This window comes from Dehalococcoides sp. THU4 (assembly GCF_043231265.1).
Lineage (GTDB): Bacteria > Chloroflexota > Dehalococcoidia > Dehalococcoidales > Dehalococcoidaceae > Dehalococcoides > Dehalococcoides mccartyi.
Genome location: NZ_CP171266.1, coordinates 526,648 through 544,208, shown reverse-complemented (window position 1 = coordinate 544,208; position 17,561 = coordinate 526,648). Strand labels below are relative to the sequence as shown.

Here is a 17,561-nt window from a genome sequence, read left to right as displayed (position 1 = left end):
GCATGGGATACGGAAAAATGAGTACGCCAATCAACATCATCTCAACCGATCCCATCAAAGATGCAGAGGGTTTCGTCACTAAAGGCGACAACATCATCGCTTCAGTTAAGGCATATAAGGAAGTTCGCAACACCTCCGCAAAATGGGAACGGATTATTGGGAACGCAGCGTTTTCAAGCGTAACAGCGATATTTCGCTTCCGCAAAATTCCGGGCTTAACAGTCACGACTTCACACTTTATCTCCGAAGCTGATGGCCGCTATAACATTATTAACGCGGAAGATGTACGTGGACGCGGGATGTATATCGAAGTGTTGGTGGAGAAATTGGAAGGGACGGTGAGGTAATGCCAAAAATCGAAATGAAAATGCCGGAGGAATTCCTCTTAAAACTCTCTCGCCTTGGCAATAAAACGGATGAAATTATCCCGAAAGTGCTGGAAGCAGGCGGTGAAGTCGTTCTTTCTAAGGCAAAAAGCAACCTCTCCTCTGTAGTCGGGCATGGCACGAAAACAAAGAGTCGTTCCACAGGTGAGTTGGAAGACTCTCTCGGTTTGTCGCCTGCGAAGCAGAAACGGGACGGCTCAGGCTGGGATATCAAAATTGGTTTTGACGAGCCAAGAAGTGACGGCGACAGTAACGCCAAAATCGCTAATATTCTCGAATACGGTAAGCATGGTCAGCCGCCGAAACCCTTCATGAGACCAGCCCGCAGACAATCGAGGAATGCGGCTATTGAAGCGATGAAGGAAAAATTCGACCAGGAGGTGGAGCGCATATGAGCATTTTGCAGGAACTGAACGCGCTGCTCTCTCCTCTACTACCGGTGGAAACGGGCATATTCAGCGGTGTTGCACCCAACGAGTATCTTGTTCTCACACCGATGACGGATGAGTTTGCCTTGTTCGGGGATAATACACCGCTTATTGATGTGTCCGAGGTGAGGATATCCCTGTTTTCAGAAGGCAATTACATCAACCGGAAAAATCAGATTACCGCCGTCCTGCTTGGTGCGGCGTTTACGATAACAGATCGCCGCTACATCGGCTATGAGAACGATAGCGGCTATTATCATTACGCCATCGATGTGGCGAAAGAATACGAAACGGAGGAAATATAACATGGCTACAATTGGTCTTGATAAACTCTACTACGCAACAGTCACCGAAGCGCCTATTACGGGTCACGAGACCTACGACACTCCGGTAATGCTGGCCAAGGCAATCTCAGCTGAATTATCTGTCGAACTTGCGGAAGCGACACTCTGGGCGGACGATGGTGCCGCTGAAATCATCAAGGAATTCAAAAACGGTAAACTGACCCTTGGTGTGGATGACATCGGAAAAACCGTCGCCGCAAAGCTGACAGGAGCGACCACGGATGAAAACGGCGTTCTTATTTCGGCTTCAGAGGACGGTGGTGACCCTGTTGCTATTGGATTCCGGGCAAAAAAGGCGAATGGTAAGTACCGCTACTTCTGGCTTTACCGCGTGAAGTTCGGCGTTCCGTCCACCAATCTCGCCACCAAGGGCGATAGCATCACCTTTTCCACACCGAGTATTGAAGGTACTGTTTCCCGCCGCAATAAACCGGACGGCAACGATCGTCATCCTTGGAAAGCGGAAGTTAACGAAGATGATGCAGATGTGCTACCGGGTGTGATCAGCGGCTGGTATACGGAAGTGTACGAACCTGACTTTGACACAGGTTTGGAGGGCTAACTCATGGATAACGAACGAAGTGCAGTCATCAAAATCGGCGATGAAGATTATCAGTTGATTTTGTCCACCCGTGCTACAAAGGAAATCGCCAAACGCTACGGAGGGCTGGATAACTTGGGTGAGAAGTTAATGAAGTCAGAAAACTTCGAGATGGCGCTCGACGAGATTATTTGGCTGATTACGCTCCTTGCTAACCAGCCCATACTCATCCACAACCTACGGAACAAGGAAAATCCGAAAGATCTGCTGACCGAGGAAGAAGTGGAATTGCTCACCTCACCACTTGAACTGGCGGCGTATAAGTCGGCAATTACCGAGGCGATGTTCAAAGGGACGGCTCGTAACATCGAAAGCGAGGATGGCGAACCAAAAAACGCCGAGGTCGGGTAAGCGACGATGAGTTGTTTACCCGACTTTTATATTACGGTACGGTTCATCTGAATCGCTCCGAAGAGGAAACGTGGCTCACCCCGATTGGGCAATTGCTGGACTTGTGGGAATGCCATCGCCAGTTCCTCGGAATGACCAAACCAAAGCGCGAACTGTTTATTGAAGATGTCATCCCTGATGGCATCTAATTTTTTGAGGGAGGAGGTGTTCTAAGTGGCTGACAACTTCGGGTTGAAAATAGGCGTCGAGGGCGAAAAGGAGTTTAAAAGTGCACTGCGTGATATAAACCAGTCGTTCAAAGTACTGGGTAGCGAAATGAAGCTGGTAACGAGCGAATTCGACAAACAGGACAAATCCATAGCGGCTACTGCTGCCCGTAACGAAGTCCTCAATAAAGCGATAGACGCCCAGAAGGACAAAATCTCCACCCTTGAAGCCGCTCTTCGAAACGCCTCCGAAAGCTTTGGTGAAAATGATCGCCGCACTCAAAACTGGCAGATCGCTCTCAATAACGCCAACGCGGAACTCAACAACATGGAGCGTGAATTAGAAGAATCAGCGGAAGAAGCCGACGACCTTGGCGAGGAACTGGAGGACGCTGGCGACAGCGCCGAAAAATCCGGTGGAAAGTTCGAGAAGCTGGGCGGCATCCTCAAAGGCATCGGTGTGGCACTGGGCGCGGTGGCTGTTGCCGCCGGAGCCGCTGCCATCAAACTTGGCAAAGAGGTTATATCCGCCTATGCGGACTACGAACAACTGGTCGGCGGCGTGGATACGCTATTCGGCGAGGCGTCACAGTCTGTACAGGGGTATGCCGAAAATGCCTTCAAGACCGCCGGTATGTCCGCCAACGAATATATGGAAACCGTCACGGGCTTTTCGGCAAGTCTTATCCAGTCCCTCGGCGGCGATACCGCAAAAGCGGCGCAGGTTGCGGACATGGCGATTACGGATATGGCCGATAACGCCAATAAAATGGGTACGGACATCGCATCTATCCAAAATGCCTATCAGGGTTTCGCCAAGCAGAACTACACGATGCTCGACAACCTGAAACTGGGCTATGGCGGCACAAAGTCTGAAATGGAGAGGCTCTTGGCTGATGCCGAAAAAATCTCCGGTATTAAATACGACCTCTCTTCATTTTCCGATTTGACCGAAGCAATCCATGTCATTCAGACCGAAATGGGGATCACAGGAACGACCGCCTTGGAAGCCACGGAAACAATAACTGGCTCTATGGCGGGAATGCAATCGGCTATCGGCAACTTGATGGCGGGTTTGGGTAATGCCAATGCTGATGTAGGACTTTTGATTGGTAATGTGGTCGAAGCGTTCCAGAACGTCGTGAAAAACATTGTTCCAGTTATTGAGAATATCGTAAGAGCACTGCCGCCTGCCCTTGACGGGATACTACAGGCAATCGGTGATTTGCTTCCGACTCTGCTCGCTACGGTAGTCGACCTTTTCACACAGGTGCTGACAACGATTTTAACGCTTTTGCCCGAACTCATCCCCGCCGCCGTGGATGCTGTTATGACCATTGTGGGTGCGCTGATTGATAATCTTCCATTACTTATTGATGCAGCGGTTCAATTAGTGGCCACTCTCGTTACAGGCATCGCCGATGCACTTCCACAGTTGATACCGGCGGCGGTGAACGCTGTGATCACAATTGTTCAAGGCTTAATGGAAAGCCTGCCTATGATACTTGATGCCGCCCTTCAACTGATTCTCGGACTGGCACAGGGCATCCTGGATGCACTACCCCAATTGATTGCTGCTCTGCCCGCTATCATCCTCGGCATTGTAGATTTTATCATCGGGGCTATTCCGCAAATTATTGATGCAGGGATTCAGCTTCTGATGTCCTTAGTAGACGCTTTGCCGGAAATCATCACAGCAATTGTGGCGGCAATACCGCAAATTATCGAGGGTTTAATTACGGCGATCCTCGGCTCTATTCCCCAGCTTATTGACGCCGGGATTCAGCTGTTAATATCGTTGGTTCAAAACCTACCGCAAATTATAACTGCCATCGTAGCGGCGATACCACAGATCATCTCATCGCTTATTACGGCGATTATCGGGAGCATCCCACAGCTTGTGGGTGCGGGCATTCAGCTGTTCGTGGCGTTGATAAAGAACCTGCCAACCATCATCGTGGAAATCGTAAAAGCGATACCTCAGATTATTACGGCTATCGTGAAAGGCTTTACCGGTAACATCGGTAAAATCGTGCAAGTCGGCAGCGACCTTATCAAGGGGCTGTGGCAGGGTATTTCAAACGTCACCGATTGGATTTGGGGTAAAATCTCCGGCTTCTTCGGAGGGATCGTCGACGGCATTAAAAACTTCTTCGGTATCCGTTCTCCCTCCACCTTATTTGCCGGACTTGGCGAAAACATGGGTCAGGGCATCGGTGTGGGCTTCGAACGGGCGATGGATGAAGTCGCAGACGATATGCAGAACGCTATCCCCACCGCTTTTGATACGCCCGGCATAAACATGGGTGATGTGACAGGAAGTCATGGCGGCTTGGCGGTATCAGGCATGCCTTCTCTCATCAACATACAGCAGATGATTGTCCGCAGCGAGGACGACATCCGCAGAATATCACAGGAACTGTACAACCTGATGCAAACCGGCTCGCGGGCGCAGGGGCGGTTTAGCCCGGCATAAGGAGGTGTTGGCGTGGGCTTTATTTTCAACGGAATCTCATCACAAAGCATGAACGTCAAGGCTCGGCTGACCTCTTGGCAGGCTTCGCCACCCTTGCGCAACTCCTTTGTTTCCATACCCGGCAAACCCGGTGTGGCAGACTTTGGCAGTGATAGCGCAGAGCGGGTCATAACCGTGCGCTGTAATATCGCACCAAAGCACAACCTCGCTTCATTGGTTGGAGTTCTGGATGGTCTGGCAGAATGGCTTGACCCGGATAAGGGGCTGAAACAGCTTGTGCTTGACGATGTACCTGACCGCTATTTCACGGCGCGACTTCAGACGGAAGTGAATTGTGAACGGCTTATTCGCTCGGCGGGTGCATTTGACTTGAACTTCGTCTGTCCCGACCCACATGCTTACGCTTTGACGGATGAGGGTTTTACGCTAACCCAAGCAGGCGCGAATGCGGTCACGAGGAGTAAAGGCAATACAGACTCATTGCCTGTCTTCCTTTTGAAAGGCATCATTCCATCAGGGGCATCAACCTATGTGTCGTTGAAAACAAATGACGAAGAACTTCGCGTTATCGGTGTGCTGGCTGCCGGGGAAACCCTTGTCATCGACAGCGGTTTGGTTACTGCCAAGGTGGTAGACGGCACGGGCGAAACGCTCCGAAATGGTCTGCCGCTGCTTCAAGAGTTGAATTTTCCAATTCTTCGCAAAGGAGCGAACAGCGTAACCATTACGGCAATCGGTGTGACCTTTACAGAACTGCAAATACAGGCGAAGAGCCGTTGGAGGTGAGGACATGGCGGTAAAATCCATATTGACTTCTCAAACAGACTTTACAGGCGAGATCCCTGTAACCGAAAAAACATCCGCACTCTGGCGTTTCAACGAATCCACGCCGGACAGCGATACCCGCCTTACAGACTCCTCCGGCAACGGACGACATTTTACTGTCTCCGGCTGGAGCGGCACAACAGCCTCTTTACTAAACGGCAGGTTTGGGCGGTATTTTCGCATAAACATCAACAACCCAACCACAGAAAAGACGCACCTTGTCGCCACCAACGACGGTACATTCTTTTCTTATCTCGGTGATAAAATTGCCGTCGGCGGTTGGGTAAATCCGACCACCTATTCTGTCGGGCAGAACTTCATTCCGCTTTTCAATACAAGGCAAGGACCCGGTCAGCCAATTTTATATATTTCCCTCTATCAAGGGCGGCCGCGAATGATGCTCTATAATTCGGCGGGCACGCTTATCCTTGACCAAACCGAAACACCTGGATTCAACATGGTCAATGGTGGTTGGTATTTCCTCTCTGCCATCATAAATGCGACGGACAAAACATCTCAGATAGTTCTGTGCAACCGTGCCGACGGTGTAGTGTGGACAGCCCCCTTGCGGACATTTACTGGTACATTGAATCCATCCTGTACGGCGGATATCGTCATGGGAATGCACGCAAACCAGTATTACTACGCAGGTGGCTTGGACGAGTGGTTCTTTGAAACAGACAGCGACTTAACTATTGATGATTTGATTCACTATTTCCGTCAGGCGATGCTTGCCAATGGCGGAGATACTTCGGGTAACGTGGATGCGCTAACTGAGCCGGGAGCTGTTACCCTACGGAAAGGCATTGATAATCTCTACCCCGAAAGCGGCCAACTGACGACGATTGCTGCCGAATGCAACCTTGCCGGGAGCGGTCGGGTATCGGCAACAAGCGAATACACGGCGGGCGTCACGTCCATTTCACTGATAGAAACATCAACCTCAGATGATTTGCAGGACTGGTCGGCATGGCAGACAGTTGGCACGAACGGCGAACTGTCCTCACCGAATCGCTCATATATCCGTTACAGGGTAACGCTCACCACCAGCGATACGACGGTCACGCCGAAGCTGCTCGATATAACACTTCATGATATCCCCAAATCTCCGTATGAGAAACTGGGTTTTGCCCGCCCCGTTGTTTTGGACGGGAACGGAGCGTGGGAAACAGTTCTGGAGAATGCTTACGACATCATTGTTACGGGCGAGATCAACGGAGCGGACACCTTGGAATTCAAGCTGCCCTACAGTGACCCGAAGCGGGCGACGCTTGACAACGAGAAGCAGGTGCAGATTGCTGAGGATGTTTACCGCATACGGACAATGACGGATGAAAAAGGTTCGGATGGCAACAGCATACTCACAACGGTCTATGCTGAAGCGGCATTCTATGACCTGACTTTTTCTGCAGAAAAACAACCGATTGAATTCAACGCCGACCTGCCCGCTGCCCCGATGGCGTTTGCGCTTGCGGGCACAGGCTGGGAAGTCGGCACGGTAAGTGTAACCACCCTGAGAACATGGACCTGCCAAGAAAAAAACGCACTCTCCATCCTGCGGATGGTGCAGAACATCCATGGTGGCGATTTGGTATTCCACAGCCGGGACAGGCGAGTGGACTTACTGACATTCAGCGGGACAGACAGCGGTGCGCTCTTTGCCTACCGCAAAAACTTGACGGGGATTAAGCGTGTAGTCGATACTCGATCCCTTGTCACGAGGCTCTATGCTATTGGTAAGGACGGCATGACGTTCGCTGCAATCAATGGTGGCAAGGACTACGTGGAAGACTTCAGCTATTCAAGCGAGGTGCGGGTAGCGACACTCGACTGCTCCAATTTTACAAACCCCTATCAGATGCTTGAATTTACCAATATGCGGCTTGCCGAATATGCAAAGCCCCGCGTATCCTATGTCCTATCGGCGATGGATTTGTCCGTACTGACGGGCTATGAGCATGAGCGATGGGATTTAGGTGACATTGTAACCGTTGATGACAGGGATTTGAATCTGACCATTAAAACACGAATTGTACGCCGCCAGTATAACCTTCAAGAGCCATGGAAAACCGTACTGGAACTCTCCACGAAACTTAGAGAACTGGGCGACTCTTCATCCTCGACGATTGCAGACCAGTTCGACCAAAGCAATCTCATTGGGCAGGAAATTAAAGATATGGTGCCCTTTAACCATTTGCGAAACTCCCGAGCCGACGACGGCTTTGCCTATTGGCAAAATAGCGGTTTTGAAGTGGATACTGAAAACGGTGTATCCGGTACAGCCTCCTTTAAGGCAGTTGGCGTGGCGGATATGACCAAAAGTATGGCACAAACAGTTTATCCGGCATCAAGACGCAATTACACCATATCGGCGCAAATAGGATCGAATAACCTAAGCAAGGGAACGAACGGACAGGTCGGTATCGAGTTAGTATTTGAATACGAGGATGGGACAACCGAAACACGATTTATTGATTTGTATTGAGAGGGCGGTGATTTCACATGGTATCTTTTCAACAAGTGGCGCGAGACGCTTCACCCAAAGGCTACGGCAGGCTGCGCTCCATCACCATCCGTCTTGTTATACAGAACTGTACTGGAGAGGTGTTCTTCACTGATCTAATGTTGCAAGCAGGTATCGTCGCCACAGGCTGGGTCGGCCACGTCTGTGAAATTAGGTGGACACTGGATGGGTGATTCAGTCTTTGCGAAGTACATGCTTGTAGTAGCATCGGAAAAGGCAGAGCCATTGCACATAAAGCATTTCCCCAGAGGCGTAACCATGTATGCCAGCTTCTCGAAATGCTCTGGACAACTGCTTTTTTGTAAACATGCGTCGTAATTCGGCACCATTGCTTCGTAGGCCGGCTGAGACAAAGCGCTCGTAAGCAAGCCATTGGACTGGCGATACATCTGGTTGTGCCTTTTTATTCAGATGGAGCAATACCACGTCTACGCCGGGCTTCGGATGAAAATCCTCCCGGCGAAAATGGTAGACGATTTCAAGATCGAATACTGGCTTTATCATGAGTGACCGCAGGCTTTCACGCGAGGTTCCCATGAAACGCTTGGCCGCACCCTTTTCCATCGTTAACCATGCTTCTGTTGGTGGGTTTTTGCTTTCCGTCAGCTTGCGCAATATGCTGGTGGTATGGAAAAAAGGAATGTTTGCAAAAACCTTATAGTCCACAGAAGCAGGAAGCCGCCATTGCAGGAAGTCCTGATGATAAAGGTCGAGGTTTTCGTCATCACTGAATTTTTCAAGAAGCCTTCCATAAAGCTTTTTGTCAACTTCAATAGCGCTTACTTTCTGGCAGTTTTCAAGGAGTAAACCAGTAATATGGCCTTTACCGGGGCCTATTTCAATCACATGATCACCTGCGGTGATACTGGTTTTATGAAGCAATTTTTTTATTGTTTTGTAGCTGGTCAGGTAATTTTGGGATACACAAATGGGCGGATTTTGCCCTTGGTTTCTATTTTTGGACATAAAAAATACACCTCTTTCGATTCTATTCGGGTCGAAAAAAATTGCACAAAACTAAAGGAAGAGTATTTTACGCTTCCGTTTGTTTAGTGCACCTTATTGACGAGTCCGAAAGATTCCACTCATAGGTGTATTCAAGCCTCCAAATATAGATTGGTTTTCATTATAAAATAAATAGGCTATGTTGTCAAATTCAGCATTTGTACACACTCGCATTTGAGCTATGCACCGTTTTCGGAGGAGGTGGCAAAGATAATCAACAACTTCATCCGCTTTGCGGAAGTACTAAAACTCAAAGAGGAAAAGCGAATTGTAAGCGTAACCCTCCGTCCCCTCATCGCCGATTGCACGGGCGAGATTTACTTCACCGACCTTCAGCTTCAGGAGGGCGACAAACTGACAGGCTATACACCGCACACCTCGACCATGCTTCAAGGTAGCGGGAATGCTCCTCGCTACCAAAATGCCGTGGTGCGTGGCGGCGCGACCCTCGTCCTCTTCAATACCGGGGAAACCTCGACGGGTCTTGACTTATATATCTATCCTAAACAGCCAATGGCGGCGGGAAGCATTGAAATTTCACAAGGTATGGGTTCGCATAAGTGCAAATTTACATCGGCGGTAAATGCGGGTGATGAATTTGCGTTGAAAGCTGTGTCAAGGGAATGTCTGCGAAATGGCAATCCCACGCCAAAGGATGGATTTTACCAATATACCGCCGCTTACGACAGCAAGCACCACGTGAAGCTGGAAAGCGGCAAATCAGCGAGGGTCTACCTCGAATATGTAGAAATGATGGAAGGAGATCCGCGTCTATGAGCAGGGATTATCTTAAGGGCAAGAAGTGCATGATATGGTCTTTCATGGGCAACACCCGAATGCATCAAGCCTTGAACAATTATGGCGACCGCTTTGAAGCCGTCGGCATCTTCACCTTCGAGGTGGACATAACAGGAACGATAACCGAAACAGGGACGCCGATATCCGGCATGATGCCGTACATCAATAAATGGCCTAAAGTGCGGTGGTTTCTCACTGTAATGAACCACGGCGCAGCTTCTATCTTCACTGCTCTACGGAATAACGAAAGTGGCGCAAAGACGAAGTTTCTCTCCGAATTGATGCGTATCATGCAGAAATATCCGTGGTGTGCCGGTGTGGATATCGACTTGGAACGCGGCGGTGGATATGAGAACAAGGAAGCGGCAAATATTCTCTTCAGCGACATTTACCAAACTGTCAAAGCGTACAATCCCGCCAAGCTGGTCAATATCTGTTTGCCCGGTATGACGGGCGTCCAAGGCTCAGTCGGCGGCGAGAATTGGTGTGTCTATGCCGATCTCGATGCTTACTGTGACACGGCAGCAATTATGTCATACGGTATGGCCTGGGCAGGCAGCGCACCGGGTCCTGTCTCTCCACGGGACTGGCTTGTCGGTGTTTATGATTATGCCGCCAGAGTAATGAATCCGCAAAAGATCTATATGGGTTTACCGGGTTACGGTTGGGAGTGGCAGATATACACAAACCCTGCCGACCTCGGCCAGACGTATCGTGGCGTGTCGCTTACCTATTACGCCGCCAAAATATGGGCGGAGGGCGGCTATAACTTCACGGGTAATGCTCCTCCGCAGCCGATGATACCGTGGCTTGCCTACTGGGACGATTACGATCAAGTACCGTATATGCTCCCTCAAGTCTACGATTATGCTGAGGGTGGCGATGCAACCAGCCGAGAAGTTCCAATAATCGAGGAAACATACAACCGCCGTCGATACTTAACTTGCTACGGCAAAACACAAAAGGCAGAGTTTGGCACAATCTATATTGACCGTGACGGAGAGCCGGATAGTTACACAGAGGGCGTGGTGATCAGCAACGGCATGATTACGCTCTCATCCGAAACGGGTACAGCGACCTACAATATCACCGTTCCGCAATCGGGAATTTATGATGTCGCAGTCCGTATCTGCTATCCGTATTGGGACAAGAACGGTATCAACATCTCCCTTGACGGTTCCTCGGTCGGCTTTTACGAAAACCGCCTATGGTGGCCGTATTGGAGAAGCACCTTCTGGGCGATTCTTGCCAAAGGACGCAGCATGTCGGCAGGCGAACATACCATCACAGTTGATGGCGGTGTGGTGGGCGCGCAGTTATATGGCTTTCGTCTTTGCTCATCGTTTTCTGAACAGCCCTCGGCAGGTTCGGCTACCTTTGAACTCTCTCCTCGTAGCTTCAAGGACGTGAACGGGAATATGGCTGTGCCGGACAAAGGCTTCAAGCTGACCACCGAGATTCTACGGCGAAAACCCGACTCGGCTCTGGTGTGGTATGAGGACTTCCGAGATCCCATCACGCTGCAAAGCACTTACTGGACTACACTTTCAGGCAGTTGGGCAGTCTGGCGAAGCGATGAATATGCGTCCGGCAGGGTTTATTCACAGCTCGAAGGTAGTGGCCAGCTTGCCTGGAGATATGACGGTTTCTCCGACGTTCACCTTCGAGCACGGCTTGCTTTCCCTCATAACGGAAGCGGGCGCGCCGGGGTATTTATCGGCGACATCTTCTGTTGTATCAACATCGACACTGAGCGAGTGGAACTCTATCAAGACTCTATTTTGCTCGGCAGTTATGGTGCAGCTTACTCTAAAACACCTGCCACCGACATCCGCACAAACCCCAATATGTATCTCATTGAAATGAGGAAACGCGGCAACCGTGTGAGGGTCTATTCCGGTAACAGTAACACCCTCCGCTTCACTGCCACGGTATCACCGACAAGCGGTTATTGCGGCATTCGCTCGGATAATGAAATCAAGTGTGAACTGCTTCGTTTAGGCGATGCCTGGACTTACGAGCCGTATGAAGCCTTTGATGTGACAATGCCAAACGGTACTACCGAAAACTACGGCAGGATCGCCCGGAGTAGCGTGACATGGGACAGTGAATTCGAGGTATTCACGCTTACCTCAGATGTGGAGGAATCCGCTACCCGAAGCGAGGATATCTCTATGGACTATGACTTCGTGCATTCAGCAATGCTATACATTCCATGCAACGCTGACTACACGGCAAAATTTACGCCACGTGACATCAACGTCTGGTGTTCGAGGGTATTCCTCGGTGATGGGGATGGTTTTGGAATTGTCTACTACCAAGACGTGGACTCGATTGTCTACTGGGCAAATGAAGCGGGATACCGATGGCGGTTGCGTGGTTTTGCCCTATGGTCACTCGGTCAGGAAGACTTGCGGCTTTGGGAGGCACTCCCGAAACAGAGTTAAAGAATAATCATTCATATTAGCATTCGCGTCTGCATATTCAGCAGGCGTTTTTTATGCGAAAAAACAGGAGGTAAAACGAAAATGAAAGAGATTTGGAACTGGATTCAGGTTGCATTTGCAGCCATCGGAGGTACGCTTGGCTGGTTTTTGGGCGGATTGGACGGCTTCCTTTATGCGCTCATCGCCTTCGTGGTCGTCGACTACATCACGGGCGTGCTTCGGGCAATTGTGGAGAAGAAACTGTCCAGCAGAATCGGAGCGCAGGGTATCGCCAAGAAGGTAGCGCTATTCCTTGTGGTCGGCATTGGTCATCTCATCGACACCTATCTGCTCGGCGGCACGGGAGCACCACTTCGGACGGCGATTATCTTCTTCTACATTGCTAATGAGGGAATTTCTCTCGTTGAGAATGCCACGGCTATTGGGTTACCCGTGCCTGCCAAGTTAAAAGATGTGCTGGCACAGCTTCATGGAAAGGATGAACAGAAATGAATCTACGGAAATTGATATTCACAAACAACGCCTGCTACAAGGCTGGCAGGACTATTACTGTCAAAGGCATTATGGTTCACTCCACCGGTGCGAACAATCCGAATCTGCGCCGTTATGTGGGTCCGGACGATGGATTGCTTGGCAAGAATCAATATAACAACCACTGGAATCAAGACAAACCGGACGGTCGGCAGGTCTGCGTACATGGCTTTATAGGTAAACTGGCTGATGGGAGTATCGCTACCTATCAGACACTGCCGTGGAATCACCGCGGTTGGCATGGGGCTTCCGGCTCAAAAGGATCGGTCAATGACAGTCACACAAGTTTTGAAATCTGCGAGGATGGCCTAACCGATAAAGCCTATTTCAACGCAATCTACAAGGAAGCCACCGAACTGTGTGCCTATCTTTGCAAGGAGTATAATCTCGACCCGATGGCAGATGGCGTTATTATCGGTCATTACGAGGGGCATAAACGCGGCATCGCCAGTAACCATGCCGATCCAGGTCACTGGTTTCCGAAGCACGGCAAGTCAATGGATACATTTAGAGCAGAGGTCAAAAGGCTACTCACGGCAACAGAACCGTCAAAGCCTCCCACCCCAACTGAACCGAAAAAGCTGTACCGTGTACAAGTCGGTGCTTACGCCGTCAAAGCCAATGCTGATGCCATGCTAAAAAGAGTCAAGGCGGCGGGATTTACGGATGCTTTCATCAAAACCGAATAACCAGCATATGCTGGTACGCAAGTGCCCCTCTTCTGTCTGTAGACGGTAGAGGGGCGCTTTTTATTTCCCCTCCGAACGGAGGAAAGCATATGACTACTGCTCAAAAAGAGCGAGTTGAATACTTACGTAGTAAAGGTAACAGCTATGCCGCTATCGCTGCCGATCTCGGTATGTCCGAAAACACCGTCAAGTCCTACTGCCGCCGAAATAACATCAGCGTTTCGATAAACCAAGAACTACCCGTAGATACTGATGCCTGTGCCAACTGCGGCATTCCACTTCAGCACATGCGGGGTTCTAAGCAGAAACGGTTCTGTTCGGACAAGTGCCGTATGGCTTGGTGGAAGGCACACCCTGAGGCCGTGAACCGCAGAGCCTTATATCATTTCGTATGCCCGATCTGTGGCACGGAGTTTGAAAGCTATGGTAACGCACGTCGGCGATACTGTTCCCGCGCCTGTTTTGGGCAGTCACGGAGGGCTTGCCATGAGTAAAGACGAAGCAATCCTCCGCTACAAGTCAGCTATGGCGGTGTTTAAAAACTGGCACGCAAATGGCATCATTTCTGATGATGACCTGCAGTCAATAGATGCAATACTTGCCCAAAAGTATGGTTTATCCTCGTGCAGTATATTCCTCGAAAATGACTTGCTATGTAAGGAAAAAAGAGTGATATATGGTAATGCGAAAGGAGGCCATTATGGGCAGAAAGATAACAAAAGTTGAACAAACGGCGCCATTGCCGACCAGACAACGGGTCGCAGCCTACGCTCGTGTTTCCTGCGGTAAAGATGAAATGCTCCATTCCCTTGCCGCTCAGGTCAGCTACTACAGCAATCTGATACAGGGCAAACCTGAATGGGAGTATGTCGGCGTGTATACCGACGAAGCGGAAACCGGCACGAAGGATTCAAGACCTGAATACCAGCGACTGCTTGCCGACTGCCGTGCGAGACGCATCGATCTCATTCTCACGAAGTCTATCAGTCGCTTTGCGAGAAATACAGTCACATTGCTTGAAACTGTACGGGAACTTAAGAATCTCGGCGTCGGCGTATATTTTGAGGAGCAAAACCTGCACTCACTTTCAGGAGACGGAGAGTTAATGCTCACCATCCTTGCAAGCTACGCACAAGAGGAAAGCCGCTCTGTCAGCGAAAACCAAAAGTGGCGTATCAGAAAAGATTTCAAGGAGGGCAAGCCCTCCAACAACATCCGCATTTACGGATTTGACTATAAGGACTTCAAGTTAACCATTATTCCCGAAGAAGCCGAGGTCGTGCGAATGATATTCGCCGACTATTTATCGGGACTTGGTAAAAATGCGATTATGAAGAAGCTGATTCGGCTCGGAGTACCCACCAAGTGCGGTGGTCGCTGGTCAGAAAGCACCATAGGCTCTATTCTGGGGAACGAGAAATTCATCGGTGATACGTGCTTGCAAAAGGGCTTTATCACTGACCACCTTACAAAGCAATGGAAGTCAAACAGCGGTGAGCTGCCGAAATACTATGTCGAGGGTTCACATGAAGCTATTATCGACCGCGAGACCTTCGAGGCGGTTCAGATTGAGATGGCCCGGCGGGCAGCAAAAGCTAATCATCCCCGGAAGCTGACATTCAGCGAATTTTCGGGACTAATCACCTGTAAAAAGTGTGGAGCAAAATTCCGCAAAAAGGTAAGCGGCGTGGGCACAAAATATGCCAAGGTGGTTTGGGCTTGCGCTACCTACACTTACCGAGGAAAGCACGAATGTGCCGCCAAGCGAATACCCGAGGACATACTCAAAGAGAAATGCACCGAAGTGTTAGGGCTTGCTGTGTACGACCCCGATGTATTATCGGGGAAGATCATAGCGATAGCAGTCCCCGACGACGGCGTCCTGGTATTTACTTTTAAAGACGGCACAGAGCAAACATCTACATGGGAAAATCGCTCCCGACGAGAGAGCTGGACTGACGAGATGCGGCAAACCGCAAGAGAACGGGCGCTGGGAGGTACGGACAATGGCTAATATACGAGTTATCCCTGCCACCGCTCCAGCTTTGTCGGCGCAGTCAAAGTCGAACGCTGTCACGCGTCGCGTGGCGGCTTACGCAAGGGTTTCCACCGACAGCGACGAGCAGCTTACAAGCTATGAAGCGCAAGTTGATTACTACACAAAATTCATCCAGAGCCGAGAAGACTGGGAATTTGTGACCGTCTACACGGACGAAGGGATTTCTGCGGTCACCACCAAGAAACGCGATGGCTTCAATCAGATGGTAGCTGATGCTCTGGAGGGCGACATAGACCTCATCGTCACAAAATCAGTCAGCCGCTTTGCCAGAAACACAGTAGATAGTCTCACAACCGTCCGCAAACTCAAGGAAAAAGGCGTGGAAGTCTGGTTCGAGAAAGAGAACATCTATACGCTGGATTCCAAAGGCGAGTTACTTATTACGATTATGAGCAGTTTGGCGCAGGAAGAAAGCCGCTCCATTTCAGAGAATGTGACTTGGGGTCAGCGCAAGCGAATGGCGGACGGCAAGGTCAGCCTTCCGTACAAACAATTCCTCGGCTACGAGAAAGGTGAGGACGGCCTACCGCAAATAGTTCCTGCCGAAGCAAAAATTGTTCGCCTCATCTTTCGTCTCTACATGGAGGGCAAGACATTCTCGGCAATTGCCAAACACCTCGAACGTCATAACATTCCGTCACCTGCAGGTAAGAAAACGTGGCAAACGGCGGTGGTTCAATCAATCCTGACCAACGAGAAATATAAAGGCCATGCCCTACTGCAAAAGACTTTCTGTGCAGACTTCCTCACGAAGAAAATGGTCAAGAACGAAGGACAGGTTCAGCAGTATTACGTCGAGAACAGCCATCCCGCCATTATCGAACCTGATGAGTTCGACGCCGTTCAGCTTGAAATAGAGCGACGTAAGAACCTCGGCAGACCCACGAGCAGCACGAGTATATTTGCATCCCGACTTATCTGCGCGGATTGTGGCGGCCGCTTTGGCAAGAAGGTCTGGGGCAGTTATAAGGGCGACAAGACCTACCGCAAAGAAGTCTGGCAGTGTAATGATAAATACAAACGGCTCGGAAACCCCGGAAAGGGATGCCAGACGCCACATATCACCGAGGAAGTGATCAAGGAAAGGTTTTTAGCCGCATTCAATCAACTAATGCATAACCGCGATGAGCTGATTGAAGACTGCCGACTTGCTCAAAATGTCCTTTGTGACACCACGGCAATTGATACAGAACTTGCCGAATTGTTCCGTGAGATTGAGGTTGTTACCGAACTATCCAGAAAGGCAATTTATGAAAATGCGCGATCGGCAGTAGACCAGAAGGAATGGACGGCGCGTAACAACGCCTATCTCGAACGCCACCATAAAGCTTCAAAGCAAGTCGATGAGTTGGAAGCGATCAAGCGAGAGCGCCTTGGCAAGGGCAAAATCATCGAAGGCTTCATCAAAGACATTGAGAGCCGACCGCTTGCCATAGCTGAGTTTGACGAAAAACTGTGGCTTGCTGTAATCGACCAAGTGACGGTCAACCAAGATGGCGCAATGACATTCAGATTCAAAAACGGCTCGGAAGTCACAGCTTAACATTCAACTATTTACGGCTCGCCAATCGGCGGGCTGTTTTTTTTGCCTTAACAGTATCTTTTAACGATTACAAGGTAAATCGTTAAAAGATGCACACCCCCAGAGGTCTAATCGTTAAAAATAAGCACTTGGCAGCCACAAGTTCGTGTCAAGTATCCTCCGAAAACGGCAACTCTAATACACCAACTATTGCTACAAGGCGAAAAGCACAAAGCCCGAAAGCGGCTTAAATCAAGCACTTTTTGACAACAAAAAACCACCTGCTGACAAAATTCCTTTTATCAATAGATGGTATTTGATTTGGTGGAGCCGGAGGGATTCGAACCCTCTACCTTTTGACTGCCAGCG

Annotated in this window: 17 protein-coding genes; 16 read left to right on the top strand and 1 reads right to left on the bottom strand. The window is 49.9% G+C overall.

Features of this window, described 5'->3' with window-relative positions; translation table 11 throughout:
• Positions 1-2: 2 nt before the first annotated feature.
• From ACE6F3_RS02935 to ACE6F3_RS02895, 9 genes are all read left to right on the top strand, one after another.
• Entirely contained in the window at positions 3-347 is a 345-nt protein-coding gene (locus ACE6F3_RS02935) for a head-tail adaptor protein (protein WP_392654929.1), read from the top strand.
• The gene (locus tag ACE6F3_RS02930) at positions 347-781 is read left to right on the top strand and encodes an HK97-gp10 family putative phage morphogenesis protein (RefSeq protein ID WP_392654927.1); all 435 of its coding nucleotides are present in this window, start codon (positions 347-349) and stop codon (positions 779-781) included. Before ACE6F3_RS02935 ends, ACE6F3_RS02930 begins: the two co-directional genes overlap by 1 nt.
• Positions 778-1,119, top strand: coding sequence for a hypothetical protein (locus ACE6F3_RS02925; RefSeq protein WP_392654925.1), 342 nt, complete (start codon positions 778-780; stop codon positions 1,117-1,119). The genes ACE6F3_RS02930 and ACE6F3_RS02925 overlap by 4 nt, the downstream gene beginning before the upstream one ends.
• Position 1,120: 1 nt before the next feature.
• Positions 1,121-1,720 (top strand): major tail protein, encoded by a 600-nt coding sequence (locus tag ACE6F3_RS02920; protein WP_392654923.1) that lies wholly within the window; start codon positions 1,121-1,123, stop codon positions 1,718-1,720.
• A 3-nt stretch (positions 1,721-1,723) separates the two neighbouring features.
• Complete coding sequence (locus ACE6F3_RS02915; protein ID WP_392654921.1) at positions 1,724-2,110, top strand: hypothetical protein; 387 nt, start codon at positions 1,724-1,726, stop codon at positions 2,108-2,110.
• Between the two features lie 213 nt (positions 2,111-2,323).
• Positions 2,324-4,792 carry a phage tail protein gene (locus tag ACE6F3_RS02910; RefSeq protein ID WP_392654919.1) on the top strand — a complete coding sequence of 823 codons (2,469 nt, stop codon included), beginning with the start codon at positions 2,324-2,326 and terminating at the stop codon, positions 4,790-4,792.
• Between the two features lie 12 nt (positions 4,793-4,804).
• Positions 4,805-5,578 carry a distal tail protein Dit gene (locus ACE6F3_RS02905; protein ID WP_392654917.1) on the top strand — a complete coding sequence of 258 codons (774 nt, stop codon included), beginning with the start codon at positions 4,805-4,807 and terminating at the stop codon, positions 5,576-5,578.
• A gap of 4 nt (positions 5,579-5,582) precedes the next feature.
• Positions 5,583-8,102, top strand: a complete 2,520-nt coding sequence (locus ACE6F3_RS02900; RefSeq protein ID WP_392654915.1) for a phage tail spike protein — start codon at positions 5,583-5,585, stop codon at positions 8,100-8,102.
• Positions 8,103-8,119: 17 nt separating this feature from the next.
• On the top strand, positions 8,120-8,314 hold the full coding sequence (locus ACE6F3_RS02895; protein WP_277853129.1) for a hypothetical protein: 195 nt from the start codon (positions 8,120-8,122) through the stop codon (positions 8,312-8,314).
• Position 8,315: 1 nt separating this feature from the next.
• Here the strand turns inward: ACE6F3_RS02895 and erm are convergent, their stop codons facing one another.
• On the bottom strand, positions 8,316-9,107 hold the full coding sequence (erm, locus tag ACE6F3_RS02890; protein ID WP_392654913.1) for a 23S ribosomal RNA methyltransferase Erm: 792 nt from the start codon (positions 9,105-9,107) through the stop codon (positions 8,316-8,318).
• Between the two features lie 240 nt (positions 9,108-9,347).
• Here erm and ACE6F3_RS02885 point away from each other — a divergent pair, with 240 nt between their 5' ends.
• From ACE6F3_RS02885 to ACE6F3_RS02855, 7 genes are all read left to right on the top strand, one after another.
• The gene (locus ACE6F3_RS02885) at positions 9,348-9,923 is read left to right on the top strand and encodes a hypothetical protein (protein ID WP_392654911.1); all 576 of its coding nucleotides are present in this window, start codon (positions 9,348-9,350) and stop codon (positions 9,921-9,923) included.
• Entirely contained in the window at positions 9,920-12,391 is a 2,472-nt protein-coding gene (locus ACE6F3_RS02880) for a glycosyl hydrolase family 18 protein (protein ID WP_392654909.1), read from the top strand. The genes ACE6F3_RS02885 and ACE6F3_RS02880 overlap by 4 nt, the downstream gene beginning before the upstream one ends.
• A gap of 81 nt (positions 12,392-12,472) precedes the next feature.
• Positions 12,473-12,883, top strand: a complete 411-nt coding sequence (locus tag ACE6F3_RS02875) for a holin family protein (protein ID WP_277853136.1) — start codon at positions 12,473-12,475, stop codon at positions 12,881-12,883.
• Positions 12,880-13,611, top strand: coding sequence for an N-acetylmuramoyl-L-alanine amidase (locus tag ACE6F3_RS02870; protein WP_392654907.1), 732 nt, complete (start codon positions 12,880-12,882; stop codon positions 13,609-13,611). The genes ACE6F3_RS02875 and ACE6F3_RS02870 overlap by 4 nt, the downstream gene beginning before the upstream one ends.
• Before the next feature lie 486 nt (positions 13,612-14,097).
• Positions 14,098-14,337: an SHOCT domain-containing protein gene (locus ACE6F3_RS02865; RefSeq protein ID WP_392654905.1), complete on the top strand. Its 240-nt coding sequence runs from the start codon at positions 14,098-14,100 to the stop codon at positions 14,335-14,337.
• Complete coding sequence (locus ACE6F3_RS02860; RefSeq protein WP_392654903.1) at positions 14,312-15,625, top strand: recombinase family protein; 1,314 nt, start codon at positions 14,312-14,314, stop codon at positions 15,623-15,625. The genes ACE6F3_RS02865 and ACE6F3_RS02860 overlap by 26 nt, the downstream gene beginning before the upstream one ends.
• Positions 15,618-17,213 carry a recombinase family protein gene (locus ACE6F3_RS02855; protein ID WP_392654901.1) on the top strand — a complete coding sequence of 532 codons (1,596 nt, stop codon included), beginning with the start codon at positions 15,618-15,620 and terminating at the stop codon, positions 17,211-17,213. Before ACE6F3_RS02860 ends, ACE6F3_RS02855 begins: the two co-directional genes overlap by 8 nt.
• Positions 17,214-17,561 lie beyond the last annotated feature (348 nt).